The sequence below is a fragment of the Hydrogenovibrio sp. JE_KL2 genome (assembly GCF_009296185.1).
In the GTDB taxonomy this organism is placed as follows: domain Bacteria; phylum Pseudomonadota; class Gammaproteobacteria; order Thiomicrospirales; family Thiomicrospiraceae; genus Hydrogenovibrio.
On the sequence record NZ_WBJR01000005.1, the window covers coordinates 38,596 to 56,335 of the forward strand.

At 44.9% G+C, this 17,740-nt stretch carries 18 protein-coding genes and 1 pseudogene; 10 read left to right on the forward strand and 9 right to left on the reverse strand.

Features of this window, described 5'->3' with window-relative positions; all coding sequences use genetic code 11:
- The first annotated feature begins 131 nt into the window (after window positions 1-131).
- The 4 genes from F8R13_RS09145 (at window position 132) to F8R13_RS09160 (ending at window position 3,526) form a co-directional block, all read left to right on the forward strand.
- Complete coding sequence (locus F8R13_RS09145; RefSeq protein ID WP_152833854.1) at window positions 132-908, forward strand: 3',5'-cyclic-nucleotide phosphodiesterase; 777 nt, start codon at window positions 132-134, stop codon at window positions 906-908.
- 130 nt (window positions 909-1,038) lie between these two features.
- Window positions 1,039-1,788 (forward strand): molybdopterin-binding protein, encoded by a 750-nt coding sequence (locus F8R13_RS09150; RefSeq protein WP_152833856.1) that lies wholly within the window; start codon window positions 1,039-1,041, stop codon window positions 1,786-1,788.
- Window positions 1,789-1,832: 44 nt separating this feature from the next.
- On the forward strand, window positions 1,833-3,044 hold the full coding sequence (locus F8R13_RS09155) for an NAD(P)/FAD-dependent oxidoreductase (RefSeq protein ID WP_371414936.1): 1,212 nt from the start codon (window positions 1,833-1,835) through the stop codon (window positions 3,042-3,044).
- A gap of 29 nt (window positions 3,045-3,073) precedes the next feature.
- Window positions 3,074-3,526: a hypothetical protein gene (locus F8R13_RS09160; RefSeq protein WP_253806412.1), complete on the forward strand. Its 453-nt coding sequence runs from the start codon at window positions 3,074-3,076 to the stop codon at window positions 3,524-3,526.
- 48 nt (window positions 3,527-3,574) lie between these two features.
- Here F8R13_RS09160 and mtnN read toward each other — a convergent pair whose 3' ends face one another.
- From mtnN to F8R13_RS09175, 3 genes are read right to left on the reverse strand one after another with little or no spacing between them, the layout of a single operon-like run.
- The gene (mtnN, locus tag F8R13_RS09165; protein WP_152833858.1) at window positions 3,575-4,270 is read right to left on the reverse strand and encodes a 5'-methylthioadenosine/S-adenosylhomocysteine nucleosidase; all 696 of its coding nucleotides are present in this window, start codon (window positions 4,268-4,270) and stop codon (window positions 3,575-3,577) included.
- A 24-nt stretch (window positions 4,271-4,294) separates the two neighbouring features.
- Entirely contained in the window at window positions 4,295-4,816 is a 522-nt protein-coding gene (gene luxS / locus F8R13_RS09170) for an S-ribosylhomocysteine lyase (RefSeq protein WP_152833860.1), read from the reverse strand.
- A gap of 12 nt (window positions 4,817-4,828) precedes the next feature.
- A complete protein-coding gene (locus F8R13_RS09175) occupies window positions 4,829-5,686 on the reverse strand; it encodes a glucosaminidase domain-containing protein (RefSeq protein ID WP_152833862.1) in 858 nt (285 codons plus the stop codon).
- 79 nt (window positions 5,687-5,765) lie between these two features.
- Between F8R13_RS09175 and pip the strand changes: the two genes are divergently transcribed.
- From pip to F8R13_RS09205, 6 genes are all read left to right on the forward strand, one after another.
- Entirely contained in the window at window positions 5,766-6,722 is a 957-nt protein-coding gene (gene pip / locus F8R13_RS09180; RefSeq protein ID WP_152833864.1) for a prolyl aminopeptidase, read from the forward strand.
- A 16-nt stretch (window positions 6,723-6,738) separates the two neighbouring features.
- A complete protein-coding gene (gene dtd / locus F8R13_RS09185) occupies window positions 6,739-7,176 on the forward strand; it encodes a D-aminoacyl-tRNA deacylase (RefSeq protein ID WP_371414937.1) in 438 nt (145 codons plus the stop codon).
- Window positions 7,177-7,309: 133 nt separating this feature from the next.
- On the forward strand, window positions 7,310-9,385 hold the full coding sequence (locus tag F8R13_RS09190) for an EAL domain-containing protein (RefSeq protein ID WP_253806413.1): 2,076 nt from the start codon (window positions 7,310-7,312) through the stop codon (window positions 9,383-9,385).
- Between the two features lie 9 nt (window positions 9,386-9,394).
- On the forward strand, window positions 9,395-9,736 hold the full coding sequence (locus tag F8R13_RS09195) for an Hpt domain-containing protein (protein WP_152833866.1): 342 nt from the start codon (window positions 9,395-9,397) through the stop codon (window positions 9,734-9,736).
- Window positions 9,737-9,746: 10 nt separating this feature from the next.
- Complete coding sequence (locus tag F8R13_RS09200) at window positions 9,747-10,382, forward strand: hypothetical protein (RefSeq protein ID WP_152833868.1); 636 nt, start codon at window positions 9,747-9,749, stop codon at window positions 10,380-10,382.
- Window positions 10,379-11,023, forward strand: coding sequence for a hypothetical protein (locus F8R13_RS09205; RefSeq protein ID WP_152833870.1), 645 nt, complete (start codon window positions 10,379-10,381; stop codon window positions 11,021-11,023). The genes F8R13_RS09200 and F8R13_RS09205 overlap by 4 nt, the downstream gene beginning before the upstream one ends.
- Here the strand turns inward: F8R13_RS09205 and moaC are convergent.
- The 6 genes and pseudogenes from moaC to moaA form a co-directional block, all read right to left on the reverse strand.
- On the reverse strand, window positions 11,008-11,487 hold the full coding sequence (gene moaC / locus F8R13_RS09210; protein WP_152833872.1) for a cyclic pyranopterin monophosphate synthase MoaC: 480 nt from the start codon (window positions 11,485-11,487) through the stop codon (window positions 11,008-11,010). The two genes, F8R13_RS09205 and moaC, sit on opposite strands and share 16 nt — an antisense overlap.
- A 448-nt stretch (window positions 11,488-11,935) precedes the next feature.
- A pseudogene (locus tag F8R13_RS09215) lies at window positions 11,936-14,005 on the reverse strand (methyl-accepting chemotaxis protein); the annotation flags it as partial.
- A gap of 553 nt (window positions 14,006-14,558) precedes the next feature.
- Window positions 14,559-15,770, reverse strand: coding sequence for a gephyrin-like molybdotransferase Glp (gene glp / locus F8R13_RS09220; RefSeq protein ID WP_253806414.1), 1,212 nt, complete (start codon window positions 15,768-15,770; stop codon window positions 14,559-14,561).
- 65 nt (window positions 15,771-15,835) lie between these two features.
- Window positions 15,836-16,327 carry a molybdopterin synthase catalytic subunit MoaE gene (gene moaE, locus F8R13_RS09225; protein ID WP_152833876.1) on the reverse strand — a complete coding sequence of 164 codons (492 nt, stop codon included), beginning with the start codon at window positions 16,325-16,327 and terminating at the stop codon, window positions 15,836-15,838.
- A gap of 3 nt (window positions 16,328-16,330) precedes the next feature.
- The gene (gene moaD / locus F8R13_RS09230) at window positions 16,331-16,582 is read right to left on the reverse strand and encodes a molybdopterin converting factor subunit 1 (protein ID WP_152833878.1); all 252 of its coding nucleotides are present in this window, start codon (window positions 16,580-16,582) and stop codon (window positions 16,331-16,333) included.
- Between the two features lie 27 nt (window positions 16,583-16,609).
- Complete coding sequence (moaA, locus tag F8R13_RS09235) at window positions 16,610-17,605, reverse strand: GTP 3',8-cyclase MoaA (protein ID WP_152833880.1); 996 nt, start codon at window positions 17,603-17,605, stop codon at window positions 16,610-16,612.
- Between the last annotated feature and the right edge of the window lie 135 nt (window positions 17,606-17,740).

Sequence of the window (17,740 nt, forward strand, 5' to 3'; positions counted from 1 at the left end):
TGAAAAGTCAGGATTTGCCTGTGAGGAAGGTGTTGTATTTATACCAAAAAGACGATAAATTATACGTGATAATCACTATCATTTATGTGGTGATTTTTCCATAACGCACTAAATAGTGGATAATTATAAAAATGAAATTAACAATACTAGGCGCTAGCGGAGGTATTTCCCCGGAGAGTGGTACGACATCGTTTTTGCTGGGAGAATCTATTCTGATAGACGCGGGAACGGGTTCCAGCCGTTTAACCCATCAGCAGATGCACAATATCCGCTATGTATTGTTAACTCATAGCCATTTGGATCATATTTGTAATCTACCCTTCTTGCTGAACACGATCATTGGTGAGATGAAGCATACCGTAGAAGTGTTTGCGCTTCAGCACACAATTGATGCCCTAAAAAATCATATTTTTAACGGTGTCATTTGGCCGGACTTTTCTAAGATTCCGTCAAAAGAAAAACCTGCGCTCAGATTTAAAACCATTGAGGTTGGAGATGCGTTAAAACTTGATGGCTTGGATATTCAGGTTTTGCCCGCAGAGCATACCGTACCGACGGTTGGGTTTAGAGTTTCTGATCAGTCAGGAAGTTTTGCTTTCACCGGGGACTGTGCACGAAATGATTTGTTTTGGCAAGCGTTAAACCAGTATTCTCCAGTCGATTTACTGATTGTCGACGATCAGTATTTGGCCTGTGAAAGTGTCATCAGTGAAGCTGCCAAACACTATTATCCGCAATCCCTGTCTGAAGATCTGGCAAAGCTTAATGGTCAGCCAAGACTCTATCTCACACACTTGCCGCCATTCAAAAAAGAGAAAGTGATGTCAGAAGCAGAAGCGATTTTGTCCGACTGGCAGCCTAAAGCGCTGACAGAAGGCATGGTGCTTGAGTTTCCGTTGCAGTCTTAGGTTGCTCTAATTGACGTTAGAAGTTTTTTCGCTTTTCTCATTTTCATCATAAAAAATGTTTAGAATAAAGAGGGTTGTGGCATTTATGCCAAGCCATTTTGATTGCATTTTGAAGAACTGGGTGATGGGTATGTCGAAAAAGATTGGGTTAATCATTATCGGTGATGAAATCCTATCCGGCAAAAGACAAGATAAGCATCTTAAACAAGCCAATGAGTTGTTGAAGCCGAGAGGTCTGGCGATTAGTTGGGTGAAGATAGTTGGCGATCATGCTGACTTTTTGGTGCAAACCTTAAAAGAGAGTTTTGCCACGGGAGATGTTGTCTTTTGCTTCGGTGGTATTGGTGCAACGCCAGATGACCGTACGCGGCAAAGTGCGGCGGCGGCATTAGGCTTGCCTTTAGAGCGCCACCCAGAGGCCGTCGCCGAAATTGAAGCACAGTTTGGTGCCGATGCCTACCCTCAACGCATTCACATGGGCGAGTACCCAAAGGGTTCCGCCATCATTCCCAATTTCTTTAACCGCGTTCCTGGATTTTCCATTAACGAACATTATTTTATGCCCGGTTTTCCGATGATGGCTCAACCCATGATGAGTTGGGTATTGAACACCTACTATACCGATTGGCAGCACGAGCCGAGAATTGAGCTTTCAATTCGCCTGATTGACGGTCAGGAGTCGGAATGGGTTGAGTTTATGGAATCTTTTGAAGCGCGTTTTCCCGATCTAAGGTTGTTCAGTCTGCCGACGATTTCCGAGAATGGCAATCGTAGTATTGAAATGGGGGTTGAAGGCGTTAAGGCACTGGCGGTAGAAGGTCTTGAAGTGCTGAAAAAGGAAGCTGAACTTCGGAAACATCCGTTTGAAGTCATCGTATAGATAGTTGATGGCAGTATGAACTTACCCCTTTCGATATATATTTTGTGACAAACACTACCAGACAATTTGATGTCGTCATTATTGGCGCCGGCGCTTCAGGCTTAATGTGCGCAGCACAAGCAGGTTACCGTGGTCGTTCTGTGTTGGTGCTTGACCATGCACCCAAGGCGGCTGCGAAGGTGCGTATTTCTGGTGGTGGCAAGTGCAATTTCACCAATATCAACGCCTCACCAAACAACTATATTTGTGAAAACCCGCACTTTGTTAAAAGTGCATTGGCACGCTATAAACCACAAGATTTTATTGATTTAGTCGATCGCCATGGCCTTGAGTATGAAGCTCGTGAATTGGGCAAATTGTTTTGTTTGCATCGTGCTGGAGACTTGATTCAGATTTTGCGAACGGAGTGTGATTGGGCAGGTGTAGAGCTTGAGCTCGGTGTTCAGGTTCAACAAATCTCGGCACTGTCTGATCAACAAGGGTATTTGGTTTTAACATCTAGTGGCGTGATTCAGTGCCAATCTTTGGTGGTGGCGACGGGAGCCTTGTCGTTCCCAAAGCTAAAAGCCACTGATTTGGGGTATAAGTTGGCGAAGCAATTCGGCTTGACCATCAATGATACTCGTCCCGGGCTGGTTCCACTGGTTTTCGATAATAAGTGGCTAACTTTTTGTCAGCAGTTAAGTGGGGTGGCACTGGATGTTCGAGTGAGTGTGTTGTCTGCGGACAACAAAAGTAAAGCACCGAGCTTTGAAGAGGCGGTACTTTTTACGCATCAAGGGTTAAGCGGTCCGGGTATTTTGCAGATTTCCAACTATTGGCAGCCCGGTCAGGGCATTGAAATCAACCTTCTGCCAAAGCTGAATGTATTTGATGAATTGGTCGCTTTGAAAGAACAAAACCTGCATTTTCATAAATGGCTCAATCGGTTTTGGCCGAAAAAATTCACTCAAGCTTGGTTGAGCCACTTTCCTATGCCTGAACGTTTGGCTGAAGTTTCACATGAAACCTTGAAGAATTATGCCCATCTTTTAACGCACTGGGCGTTGTATCCTGCCGACACTGCCGGCTACGATAAGGCTGAAGTGACGCTGGGTGGCGTAAACGTTGATGGCATTCATTCTAAAGATTGCCAAGTTAAGCATCAGCCCGGGTTGTATTTTATCGGGGAAGTCTTGGATGTGACCGGGCAATTGGGGGGCTATAACTTCCAATGGGCATGGTCATCAGGATTTGCCGCCGCGCAGACGGTATAATGGTGTGAAACCAATGAAAGAAGAGATAGATGATGAATCTTTTAAATCTTGATATTCAAAGCAGAGAGCCTTTTGCCAAAATTGTTCAGACGTTGATTCAAAAGCATCGGCTGGATCCGAATGAAATTTTCATGAATGTGCTGGAAAGCCAAGAAGCACCGGAAATGAATTATTGGATGACTAAGGTGCTGGTGCAGGAGCACTTTGTGTCGCCCCAGCAAGAAGTTGCCAGAGATGCAGAAGGTGAGCCCGTCAAGCCTTTGCAGGCTGCTTGCTTGTTGCAGAATCTCGGTATGGTTGCCGCATTATTGGAAATGAATGCTTTCCAAGGGGGCGTCACGGACAAAGATATTCAGCTGGCTGCGCGCATTGCTTCCAAACAAGAAGATCAAGCGTTGCTAGGGGTGATTATGCGCTATGCGCAAGAGGTGGGGAATCTTGAAACCTTTATGCGAGAACTTCAAGGCGCGCAATTGCAATAAAATCTACCAGGTTGGGGGTGAGATGATGCCCCCCAACCTGGTAGATTTTTAGTGAATTTCCTTTAGCATTTCGAGAATCAGTTTGGCGGAATGCGTCGCGGCTTTGTCCAGATATTGTTCAAAGGTCACCGCATTTTCTTTACCGGCAATGTCTGATAGTGAGCGGATAATCACAAAAGGTACCTCAAATGCATGGCAGGTTTGCGCAATGGCTGCCGCTTCCATCTCGCATGCAATCATGTCTGGAAATGCAGCGCGTGTCTTTTCGACGTCTTCAGGGTGATGCATGAAGCGATCCCCTGTAGCAATCAGACCATGCATATGTGAGACCTCTCCAAGGGTTTCAATGCTGTTTTTCGCAATTTCTACCAGGTTGGGTGCAGGTAAGAAGCAAGCCGGAGAACCGGGAACTTGCCCAAGTTCGTAACCAAAAGGGGTGACATCAACATCATGGTGGCACACCGCCTGACTGATAACGATATCGCCCACGTTCAAATCGGCATGAAACCCGCCGGCTGATCCGGTGTTGATAACGTAATTGGGCTCATAGAGCTTGATGAGCAGAGCTGTGCCAATAGCGGCATTGACTTTTCCGATACCGGATTTCAAAAGAATAACTTCTTTGCTGTCAATTTGACCAAGCGAGTACTCGAACCCACCATGAGACTCCGTGGTCAGGTTTTGGATTTTAGAGCGAAGCAAGCTCACTTCTTGCTCCATGGCACCAATGATTGCGATTTTCATACCAATATTCCGTTTTGCGTCAATTTAAAGTTCGTTGCCCAGCGATTTAAGGACTTCTTCACTTAAGGCGATGTCTTCGTTTTTGTTGACGCCAATACCGTGGTCAATCACCATCTGCGCGATTTCTTTCGCTTCTTCCAATGAATGCATCATGTAAGTACCGCATTGGTATTCATTCAATTCAGGGATGTCTTCCATGCGCTCAACTTTCAAAACATCTTTCATGGCTTCCAGCCAAGCCTTGGCAACACGATCTTCCGATGGCGTGCCAATCAAGCTCATGTAAAAACCTGTGCGGCATCCCATAGGAGAGACGTCGATGATTTCAACGCCATCGCCATTCAAGTGGGCACGGATAAAACCTGCAAACAAATGCTCAAGGGTATGAATACCTTTTTCGCCCATCATGGATTCATTTGGCTTGTTGAATCTCAAGTCAAACACAGTAATGGTATCTCCACCAGGTGTTTTCATGGTTTTTGCAACGCGTACGGCAGGGGCGTTCATGATTTTATGGTCTACGGTAAAACTGTCAAGTAATGGCATATGGACTCCTATTTAGGGTGTAGTATTAGAGGCGGTATCTTCCGCAATCGTGTATTGGTTAAATCTGGTGAGTTTATTGTAACGAATCATGTGTTGCAATGCTTTGACATAAACTTCTTTTCGGGCGGAATAATTAACCAGCCCTTCAGCCATCTCTATGGCAGATGGAATATGACCGCTGTTTCTTGCTTGGTAACGAATTTGACGAAGCTGTTGGTAGCTGGCATGGGTGTTGAGGTTTCTCAGGTAATCCTGAATAGAGAAAAACGGGTGATTGAATTTTTTGACTTCATGGCTGGCGTCTTCATCCCTTTGGCGAGGAATAATGCCGCACCCTGCTTGATAGCACCACTGCCCGAAATAATTATTGCCCGCTTTAGCAAAGCGTGAAGTTCCCCAAGCGGTTTCATTGGCCGCTTGCGCCAGGGCAAGAGCGATGGGTACCATATCCACACGTTTTTCCAGCGTTAGGCGATCTTTGGGTTTGCTAGGGTCAAAGTCGGTCAGTTTGTAACGTTCCGCCAGCTTTTCCAACCACTGCTGTTCTGCTGTTGTCAGTGAACTGGTCTTGTTAAGCAGAGAGAGCAGATGCTTTCTATCTTCCAATATTTGTTGGTTGGCATAATAAATCAGCGGTGTCATGAAGTTGAAGAAAGCTTGTTTGCGCTTTGCACCTGCTGGAATCTTGGTGAAATCAGGCGCGGGTGCGAGAATTTCAGATGCAATCGACTTTTTGTCAAACGATTTCAATGGCGGTAGCTGAGGAATAGGATTGGCTGTTTGTTCGTCATTGGATGTCGGCTCGGTTTGTGAGCAACTAAACAAGCTCGAGAAAGCGACGATAAGACCTAAAAACTTAATAAATTTCATCTTTCTATTATAGATTAACTTAAGATATAAGTCATTTAAGACCAACTAAGTAGGCAACTCATTCGCACAGGAGTTATGCATGTCGCTGGAAACGATTTTGTATCCCCATATCGAACCTTATGTACAACATAGTCTTCAAGTAGATCAAACCCATACTTTGTATGTGGAAGAATGCGGCAATCCCGAGGGCATTCCAGTGTTGTTTGTGCATGGGGGACCCGGGGGTGGCTATAGTCCAACCCATCGACGTTTTTTTAACTCGGAAGGTTATCGTATTGTGTTGTTCGATCAACGAGGCTGCGGGAAGTCACGTCCACACGCTTGTTTGACCAACAACACGACTGCGCACTTGATTGAAGACATTGAAAAAATTCGGCGTCATTTGAATATCGAGCAATGGGTGCTTTTTGGGGGATCTTGGGGGGCAACACTTAGTTTGCTTTACGCTCAGGCTTATCCCGAGCGGGTTTTGGGGATGGTTTTACGAGGGATTTTTTTGTGTCGCAATGAGGATGTCCAGTGGTTTTACCAGCAGGGCGCGGATCGCTTTTTTCCGGATTATTGGCAGGATTTTATCGCACCGGTGGCGGAAGAAGATCGCCATGACATGGTTTCCGCTTATTATGATTTGCTGACCAGTGGAGATGAAGTAGCTCGTATGCGGGCGGCTGAAGCTTGGTCTGTCTGGGAAGGAAGGACCTCCACCTTGCAACCGGATGAAGACTTGGTTGCGCACTTTGGTAGTCCTTATCACGCGTTGGCAATGGCACGCATCGAGTGTCATTATTTCAAAAACCATTCCTTTATCGAACCCAATCAAATTTTGGACAATGCGCACTATATTGAGCAGATTCCGACAACCATTATTCATGGTCATTACGACATGGTTTGCCCAGTCAATCAGGCTTATGCGTTAGCTTCCAAACTGCCGAAGGCAACACTGAAAATTTGTCATCATTCGGGGCATTCAGCAATGGAGCTGGAAATTGCGCAACACTTGGTGCAGGCGACAGACGATATGCTGAATCAGGTTTGATGAGGAGGTTGAGCACGTGATTTGCATTTTACAAAGAGTGTCGGAAGCTAGCGTGAAGGTGGAAGGGGAAATCGTGGGAAAAATCGGACAAGGACTGATGGTGTTGTGCGGTTTTCAACCAGAAGATGACTCACAATCTCTGGAGAAAATGGCAAATAAACTCCTTAAGTTTCGGGTGTTTTCTGACGATGAAGACAAGATGAATTTGAATATTCAGCAAATCAATGGCCAATTTCTGTTGGTACCTCAGTTCACTTTAGCGGCCGATACCGCTAAGGGCAATCGTCCAAGTTTTCACACCAGCGCACCACCGGATACCGCAAAACAGCTTTTTGAGGAGTTTGTCGCATTGATGAATGCGGTTTATCAAGACTGCCAGACAGGGGTTTTCGGTGCGGATATGAAGGTGAGTCTGATCAACGATGGCCCGGTCACTTTCCAGCTAACGACTTAGGATAAAACGGCTCAATACAAAACTTATCAATGGATATAAGTTTTTCTTACCGATACCTAGGGCTGTGAGCGTTTTATTTTGTCGTAAAACCCGTTAAACTGTATGCTTAATTTTCCTGCATTTGGAGCCTAGGTTGGTATTAGCACATCAAGATATGTCTACAGCAGTTGTCCTGGTCGTGGATGATGATCCAACAACGCTGATAACAACTCAGAAAGTTCTTGAGAAATCCGGGTATCAAGTTCTCACCGCATCCAATGGGCGCGAGGCCATCTCCATTTATATGGAAGAAAAACCAAACTTAATCATCATGGATGTGATGATGCCGGTGATGGATGGTTATGCAGCGACTACCGCCATCCGAAGTTATACTCCTAGTCAAGCCGTTCCGATTCTGATGCTAACCTCTCAGGATGATATTGAATCCATTGAACAGGCTTTTAATGCCGGAGCGACCGACTTCTTAATTAAGCCGATTAATTGGACGCTATTGGGGCAGCGCGTCCGTTATGCGCTTAAATCGTCTCTGACGGAAGACCAGTTAAGAAAGACACAAGCGCAATTGCTCTATGCGCAAAAGCTTGCCAAGTTGGGCTATTGGGAGTGGGATGTAAAGGAAGATCGAATCGCCGCCTCTTCTTCAGCATTCGAAATTTTCGGAATTCCAAATCAAGCCGACGTCACGTTGGATCAATTTATTGCGAATGTCGCTCCTAAAGACATTCCGCTTATTCAGCAAGCTATTGCCGATGCCAGCCAAGGGTATCATGACATTCAAGTCAGTTTCAGGATCATGCATCATGACCAGTCCTTGACGCATATTGATTGTTTGGCTGAAGCCATTTACGAAGAAGATGAGTTGGTTAAGTTGACAGGTTCCGTTCAGGATATTTCGCGCTTGCACAAAGCCGAAACCCTGATTGATTACCAGTCAAACCATGATGTATTGACCGACTTGCCGAATCGTTCGTTCTTCAATCGTCGCATTACCCATTTCCTTGAATCCAATAATTACCAAGCGATGAGTGCTGTGGTGATTTTGGATATCGACCGCTTCAAGAAGATTAATGACACCCTTGGGCAAGAAAATGGGGATGCCTTGTTACGAAACGTCGCTTTGCGACTGAAGCGCGTCACCCGAGAAGAAGATGATATCGCCCGTTTGGGAAGCGACGAGTTCGCTATTTTGATTCGTTATGCGAAAGATGTCGCTGAATTGCATTTGTCCGTAAACCGTATTTTCCAAGACTTATCGAAAGTATTTGTCATTAACGGTCGCGAGCATTTTATTACCTTTTCGGTTGGGGTGTGTGTTGTTGAGCAAGGCGCAGAATCCGCAAACGAATTGATTGCCAATGCCAACGTCGCTCGAACCGAGGCCAAGTCCTCTGGCGGAAACCAAGCGATTTTCTATCAGTCGGACATGAACGCCGAGGCTAGAACGCAGTTGATGCTGGAGACCGACTTGAGAAAGGCCTTGGAAAAAGGCGAAATCGAAGTTTACTACCAGCCACAGGTTGATGCAGAGACTCTGGAAATTACCGGTGCTGAAGCCTTGGCGAGATGGAGGCACCCAACAGAAGGTTATGTGTCTCCCGGTATCTTTATCCCGCTGGCGGAGAGCACCGGGCTGATTGTCGAAATTGGTCGTCATGTGCTCAAGACAGCGGTGAAAGATGCAGAAACTTGGCAAGGTGCCGGATTTGACTGTGTTCATGTCGGCGTCAACTTGTCTGGACGTCAATTCACGCACAGTGATTTGATGAAAGACATTCAAGCAGTGCTTCAGGAAACCACTTTGCCGGCTGGTTGTATTGATCTTGAGATTACCGAAAGCTTGGCGATGAGCAATGCAGACCAGAATATCTCGATTTTGAAAGGGCTGAAAGCCATGGGCGTGTCGTTGTCGATTGATGACTTTGGGACAGGGTATTCTTCATTGGCTTACCTGCAAAGTTTCCCGATCGACACCATCAAGGTTGACCGTTCCTTTATTTTGAACTTGGCAACGGTAGAAGGCCAAGCGATTGTTAAGACGATTTTGGCGATGGCCGAATCATTGCAACTCAGTGTTGTGGTGGAAGGGGTTGAAGAGGATTTTCAGGTGGAGTTTTTACAAGGGAAACACTGCCAAACCTTCCAGGGCTTCAAGTTTGGTAAGCCGATGAATGCCGCAGCTTTTTTGAAATTGTTACACTCAAAACAATAGGACGTTAAGGTGAGCATTCTCGACAACAGTCATCTCGATATGCTGAAAGACGTTATCGGCGAAGACTTAAAAGAAATTTTAGACGTGTTTTTACAGACGGCACCGGCCGAGTTGGCGGCAATGCAGCAGGCATTTTCCCAACAGGATGAAGTCGGATTGCGCTTGCATTCACATACGCTCAAAGGCAGTGCTGCGAATGTCGGGGCAACCGAACTGTCCTTGCAGGCCAAGAAGGTAGAAGATGCTGCAAAGGCAAATGACTTATCTTCTGTTAGTGAAGATATTCAGCAATTGGAAGAGAGCTTGCCGGCAGTTTTGCAGGCACTACAAGACTATATAAACAAAATATAAGAGAAAAACTATGCATTATTTGGTGACCCCAGAAGAAACTTATGCGGCCAAGACCCCGCACCATATCTTTAACCTTAATGTGATTATTACGCATCTTGCCGTTTCTCAGGTTTCGCTGGAGTTAGGGCATGGCAATCCATACTACTTTATTTTGGTGCCGTTTCTTTCTTCTATCGTGATTGCTTATTTATATTTCCACGGAAAGACCGTTGCCAAGACCAGTAGCTGGTTTGTTGCCGCCCATTGGAAGTTGGCTTGGCGACGTAGTCGAAACCTATTAATCGCCTATGGCGCAGCCCTAGCCGTTATCCTATTGTTTGGTTTGATTGGAAAGTTGTCTGGCGGCTTGATGATGAATGACTTTTCGGATGATGGATCGTCCAGTTCGATTGTCGGAAAAGTCGGTTTGTATTTTGGTGCCTTGATTGTCTTTGTGACCGTGTTGATCAATTTTTTGCAAACAGGTATTTCGGTTTATGACGCAGGTAGAGGAATCATTGACCCTAAAATCGAGAAGTATCTGCCAAGGGATGAAAACTCGAATGAAGAGCTTGGTGAAGGCGATGATGAAGTCGCACATGCCGGTCAAAAACAAATGAAAAGCACTACCGCTGAAGTAGATGAGAAAACCGGAGAAAAAGCATGAGCGGAACATCCAAACCGGTTTTGCCTATTTATATTTGGGTGCTGTTGGCAGCGATTGGTCTGACGGCACTTTTGTTGCTGTTGGTGCCAAGCCAAGAAGAAGTGAGTCCTGAGCTGCTGCCATGGAATAGCCAATACACGAAGGATAACCACCTTCAAGCCTTGGGTCTGACGCTGGAAGCTTCAACGGTGGCCGATGCCGAGAAGTTGTTCGGTAAAGACATTGAAGTGCAGATATTCTCTAAGAAAGATGAGAGTAATAAAACGGCAGAGATTTACTTCCCATTTATTTCCATTGCAGCGATTACCGGTTCTTTAACCGCGACATTGGATGTGCCTGAAGAGACGTTGAACGTCATGTATTCCCGAGGGGTGAAAACCACGGTGAATTCCTTGGGGAATCGTCAGGTCACGCCGGTGAGTAGTGATGCCAAAGCTTTACTTGAGTACAAAATCAAAAATTTGACGCTGGTTCCGAAAAAACAGTTGACCGAAAGAGGGATTAAGTTACGTTTTGGTGAGCCGGATCGAGTGACTAAGAATCATGACGGCTCGACCCGTTGGGTTTATGTAAACAAAGGCGTGGAAATTATTCTGAACCCCGATGGCCCAGATGCTTTGCAGTACTATCGCGTCCAGTGACCGCTTTTACCGCCTTTCTTTTCCAATAGCTGTACCTGGTCGATAACCATGCCTTTATCGACTGCTTTACACATGTCATAAAGCGTAAGAGCAGCTGTTGTAGCAGCGGTTAAAGCTTCCATTTCCACGCCTGTTTGACCAACCAGTTTGCATATTGCGATGATCTCAACACAGTTATTATCAACATTAGGTTCAAGCTCAACCTTAACCGAGGTTAACATCAGAGGGTGGCACATCGGAATGAGGTCTGGCGTACGTTTTGCCGCCATGATGCCGGCAATACGTGCGGTAGCCATGACGTCGCCTTTTTTGTGCGTGCCATCCATAATCATCTTGAGCGTGTTTGGTAGCATGTGGATTACAGCCATGGCACGAGCCTCACGCTCTGTATGAGCCTTTTCGCTCACATCTACCATTCTGGCTTGGCCTTTTTCATCAATATGAGTAAGTGTTGGTTCTGTCATGATTTTCCCACTGTTTGAAGTTTCGAATTTTGTCAAGAGTGTTCCCGAAGGGCTTCACATACAAAATAATGGGCTATTTTAAACAATCACTATGATTATTGCATGGGATTACTTACTTTCTACATTCCTGAAAGTTGCTTACACTTGGAAGTAATGCTAATTCTTATGGCTGGGATTAAGTATTTATTTTTGGTTGCTTGTGGATTGCAAAAAAGCTATCACGTATGCCGACCGAAGACATCGTCTTCGGCGTGATTTGAATTGATAAAAAAGACTAGAATTCAGCCCATTTATCGCCAGAGGCATTAGTTTCTTTACTCGTTGTTTCTGACTTGTTTTCGACTTTTTTAGATCCATTTAATGTTGCAACAGTCTTTTTATGCTCAATTTTTGCCACGTTATTTTCTGAGGGTGGGGTCTCATGTTTATGGATCAATTTTGATTCTTCACCAGTGTTGAAAAATGCCATATCATTTTCTAGATTATTAGCCTGTTCACTCATACTGTCTGCGGCTGCTGCAGTTTCCTCGGCCAAAGCAGCATTTTGTTGTGTCACTTCGTCAATTTGACTGATGGCTTTATGCACTTGCTCTATACCTTCCATCTGCTGATTGGAGGCTTGGGCAATTTGCTCTATCATTTGCGTGACTTCATCAATGGATTGATCGATTCCAGATAGCACTTCACCGGACTCGGATGCGAGTGAGGTTCCTTGGTCTATACGGGTGACACTCTCGGAGATTAAAGTATTGATTTCCTTCGCGGCATCAGCTGATTTTTGTGCCAGAGAACGTACTTCTCCTGCGACTACGGCAAAACCTCGTCCATGTTCACCAGCACGTGCAGCTTCGACAGCAGCATTTAGAGCCAACAAGTTTGTTTGGAAGGCAATGCCGTCTATCAAGGAAACAATATCAGAGATTTTATGGCTGGAATCTTGAATAGCACCCATGGCTTCGATTGTTTGTTTCATTACGGTAGAACCATTGCTGGATTGCTTTTGTACGGCATTCGCCACTTCAGAAACATCCTTTGTAAGTTGTGAATTATTCCTAACGGTTGAAGTCATTTCTTCCATCGTGGCCGAGGTTTCTTCAATTGCGGCTGCCTGCTGTTGAACACGTTGGCTCAAATCCATAGCACCTTGTGTAACTTCCTGAGCACCCTGTGAAACTGTGTGCGCAGCCTGATTAGCTTGCCTGATGACCTCAGCCAAGTTGCTGATCGTATTGTTGACCGTTTGTTTGAACTCATGTAGTTGACCTTTGTAATTACCACTGACGGTTTTGGTCAAGTTGCCATGTTCAACTTCCATCAGGACATTAACCGCTTCATTAACCGGTAGCACGATTCCATCAAGTATCTGGTTGACTCCAGAGATCATTTGCTTCCAATCTCCCTGAAATTGGCTGGCATCGGCACGTTTATCAAGCTCGCCATCAACTGCGGCTTGTATGAGGATGTTGGTGTCTGCAGAGATGGCTTTGAGGTTGGTTCGAACAGTTTCAATGGCTTCGTTGATAAAGGCTTTTTTGCCAGGTAATTTTTCCATATCGGCATTGAAATTCCCTTCACCAAAAGACTTGAATACAGCCATAGCTTTTTTGTTTACGGAGATATGGTCATCAACCATAGTGTTCACGCCACGAGCCATTTTGCGGAAGTCACCCAAGAATTTTTCTTCATTAATGTGTATGTCAATATCTCCTGCGTGGTGCTTTTGATACATTTGGTCCATATCATGCAAAAGCAATTGGACTGTTTCTTGTAAGCGTTTCATTGCGCTTAATAATAACCCTGTTTCATCAGAGGTACTAACCTCTATAGTGCTGGATAAATTCCCTTCTGCGATCGCATTTGCGGTATTAACAGCGTTTTTTAGTTGCTTAGAAATGTTTTTAGGAATGGAATAACCAATCCACAGTGCACCAAGCAAAATTATGGCGAGCACTGAAAAGGCAATATTTTTGAACTGATTGACCTGGTTTGCCAGTTGTTTCCGGATTTCGGCGGATTTTGATAAAGCTGCTTCGCCGGCTTTATCGAGGTTATCTCGAAGCGCAGAAAACCTAAGATCGGCATTTTTGTGTAGTTCCATGATTTCGGCTTCGCCAACTTTATCAATGGCCGTGACTAACTTATCAGATTGTTGTTTCCAGGCTTTAAAATCAGATTTAAAGGTCGACGACTTGGCGAGCACATCAGGATAATCTTGCATTCTTGAACGATATTCTGCATAACGGTCAGAAACCTGCTGAGCATTTTCATTGCGTGACGCATTAGCTTTCTCTGCAGAACCAAGGTGAGTCACTAAATTTAGTTCTGCTAACTTTGCTTGATAAAGGTCGCGATCGGCATTTAGGGTTAATGAAATGGCTTTAACAAACTTGTCGGCTTGTAGTTCGATTGAACGTTTTTGCATGTCCAGCATTTCAGAGAAAATGAACAGTAACGCAATAATTGAGGCTGCTAAGACTAATATAGGAATTGAGGCTTTGACTCGGATAGTGTTTAACATTTATATTTCCTTATTGCGTTGTTGCTTGGCTAAAACTGTGGCCAGTAACTTTGCACATTTCCATTTTTGTTGTTTACGTTGCCTTTTGGGTTTTCTATTTAGTTGCTCTAGCGTTTCCCAAAAAAGTTATATTTCTACCCTAAACTCCGTTTATTTTATGTCGGATAGGGTAAAAAACGGGTTGCATAGAGGATTAATCCTGCATCCAGTTTTAAAGATAACAAAAAGATAACAAAAAGATAACAACATATTACACTATTTCTGGTCGGTTAGTCTTTACTCAAGCAATAGGATTTCTTTATGGCGCGATTTGCATATTTACATTTAAAGAAAACTCAGCTCAACGAGAAGGTTGTATTACAAACGTAAGGTTGGGTAGTGATAGAATTTTTAAAGTTAAATTTTGATTAGTAAGTGATTAAAGCTAGCTTTTCAAAAAAACACAGAAACTATTGATTGTGGCAGCTAACTTTAACCATAATGCAAGAACACACTTGTAGAAAACTATTTGGATGTGCATTCCTGACGTCTTTTAATGAATTGTGCAGACACACTAGCTCAGGCTGTTAAAAGGAAAAAAAGCTACTTTATCGCCTTTTGCGATAGTTGTATCTTCTGGAATAACGACAAAACCGTCTGCCCAGGCGGTTGAGGTCAAAACATTAGAACCCTGTTTTGGAAAAACCTCAACCTTTGTTTCTTGAGTTTTCTCATCATTTACCAATCTACCGCGGGCGAAATCGCGACGGAAATTAGGTTTGGTCCAATCAAAATCAGCCTTTAACCATAAAGGAGTAGGGATAACATTTTTAGCACCTTGCATGGTTAGCAAGAAAGGTCTAGCGAAAAGGTAGAAGGTTGCAAAAGCAGAAACAGGGTTGCCCGGTAAACCGATAAAAGGTGCGCCCAGAATATTTCCATAAGCTAAAGGCTTACCAGGTTTCATTTTAACCTTCCACATGTCTAATGCACCGAGTGAGTCGACAGCCGGTTTGATATGGTCTTCTTCACCAACAGAGACACCGCCTGTGGTCATCACCACATCTGCTTGAGATGCTGCGATCTTCATAGCGTCAATCGTTGCCTCTAGCGAGTCTTCTACCTTGCCAAGATCAATCAATTCAAAGCCCAGTTGAGGGATGGCACCTGATAAAGTATATCGATTGGCATTGAAAATTTTGCCAGGTTGGGGGGTGTCGCCAGGCTCCAATAACTCATCGCCGGTGGTAAAAGTAGCAATTCTCAATGGACGGTAAACGCTGACTTCTGCGATGCCGATAGAGGCAATCAATCCTAAGTCTTGCGCCGTCAGGCGATGACCCGCTGAAAACAGGGTTTGACCGATGGCGATGTCTTCGCCAATCACGCGGACGTTATCCCCCAACCTGGCAGATTTTAATAGGATTTTGATCTCACCGTTTTCCAGAGATTCCGTGTCTTCTTGCATGACTACGGTGTCGGCTCCTTCAGGCATGGGTGCACCAGTGAATATACGGGCAATGGTATTAGGCGCTAGAGCAGAAGCCAATGAGCCGGCCGGAATACGTTGACTGACAGAAAAGGTATCACAGGCATTCAAGTCTTGGCAGCGAATGGCGTAGCCGTCCATTTGGCTGTTGTCGAAAGAAGGAACATTGACACTGGAGACAATGTCTTCTGCCAAGATATAGCCGCACGCCTGACCGACAGATACGGAAAGGGTTTGGTTTGTCGGCTTGGCTTGTTGAATGAGGTAGTCTAAAGCTTCATCAAATGTTTTCATCATCGGTCTTCCAAAAAAATCCCCGCGTTTGCGGGGAAATGACAGATTGTTCGTTGCATAAGGGTTGTCTATGCGGGTTTTTCTTTGTTTAGAGGTTGATGCCAGCGAGCTTCCGCTTCTTTGTCTGAAATGCGTGCATCGACCCATCGCGTTTCGCCATTCGGAAAGGTTTCTTTTTTCCAAAAAGGCGCGTTAGTTTTTAAGTAATCCATAATGAAGTGAGCAGCTTCAAATGCAGCTTCTCTGTGACGAGAGCTGACAGCGACCAGTACGATTTGATCACAAGGCATCATTTCACCAATGCGATGGATAATCATGCTGCTTTGTAGCGACCAGCGTTCATGTGCCTGTAAACGAATGGTTTCCAGTGCCTTTTCGGTCATGCCTGGGTAGTGCTCAAGCTTCAGCACGGAAATATCGTCACCTTCGTTGATATCGCGCACCGTTCCTACAAAGGAAACCACGGCGCCAATGTCTTTGTGACCTTTGCGTAGAGCGTTGATTTCAGTGGTTAAATCAAAGTCTTCTTTTTGAACTTTGACAAAAGGAAACTCAGACAAGCTTCAGCCTCCAGTCACCGGTGGGAAGAAAGCGATTTCATCCCCGGCCTTTAATGCCGTTGCGCGATCAGCAACATCGTGGTTAACGGCGATTTGCAGGTTGTTATTCTCCGCTAGGGCCATTTTCCATTGTTCACCACGTTCTGCCAGTGCGTTCAATACGCAGCCGACGGTTTTGAAGTTATCTGACGGCAAAGTCTCTTGGCTTTGTCCTAAGACTTCTCTAAAGTTTGCAAAGTATAAAATTTCCAGCATATTTGCGTTCCTTAGTTAGTTACCTGATCAGCCACCTAGGCTGACCATTTGGCGAAATTCGATATTGTGTACGTTTTCGTTGAAAAAATGACGTTCTGGCTTTTTCAACATGGCATCGACAATCATTTGTTTGAGGTCTTCGTCGCTGATGCCTTCGCGAATTGGCGTTCTTAGGTCAACGGAGTCTTCCTGACCCAAGCAAAGAGCCAACACGCCTCTTGCAGTGAGTCTTACGCGGTTACAGCTTTCACAAAAGTGTTGTGACACTGCGGAAATGACGCCAATGCGTGTGTCGGTGCCTTTAATAATGAAATTCTTTGATGGTCCATCGTGTGACTTACCTGCTGATGGAATCAAATCTGTCCCAACATGAGCCTTAATACGCTTCATGATGGCGTCCATAGGGTAGTGCTGATCCATCAAACTGATGCCGGCTTCACCAATCGGCATGGTTTCGATAAAGCGTACTTCAACGCTTTTTTCAAGACCGTAGTCGACCATGCGTTCAATTTCACCATCATTGGTGCCTTTCATGACAACCATGTTGAACTTGATGGGATTTAGCCCAGCTTCCAAAGCGGCATCAACACCGGCAAGCACCTTTTTCAGGTCGCCGCCACGGGTGATTTTGTTGAATAGTTCCGGTTTTAACGAGTCGATGGAAATATTGGCGCGGGTTATGCCCGCTTCCTTTAATGCGACAGCGTGTTTGTCCAGAAAGTGTCCATTGGTAGAAAGAGCGATTTCTTTGAGTCCATCGAGCGGACTGATGGTTGAAACAAAGTCAGAAAGTCCTTTACGTACCAGAGGCTCACCGCCGGTGATGCGTACCTTGGTAACACCAAGTTCGACAAATGCTTTGATGATTCTGCTGAGTTCGTCGAAATCAAGGTATTCGGTATGACGACCTTCAGGATGTGCGCCTTGTTCAGGCATACAGTAGCCGCAACGGTAGTTACACTTGTCCGTAACGGAGACTCGCAAGTATTCTATTTTTCGGTTAAAAGGATCAATTAAAGCCATTTCGTTATATTCATTTGGGAATAACGGCGTATTCTACGTGATTATCTTGATTTTTCAAGACTTTATTCTGCAAAAGTCAGGGTTTATACAGAGTTTGAAAAGACGGTAGAGATGAGGAGAAAATTAGGAATAGAA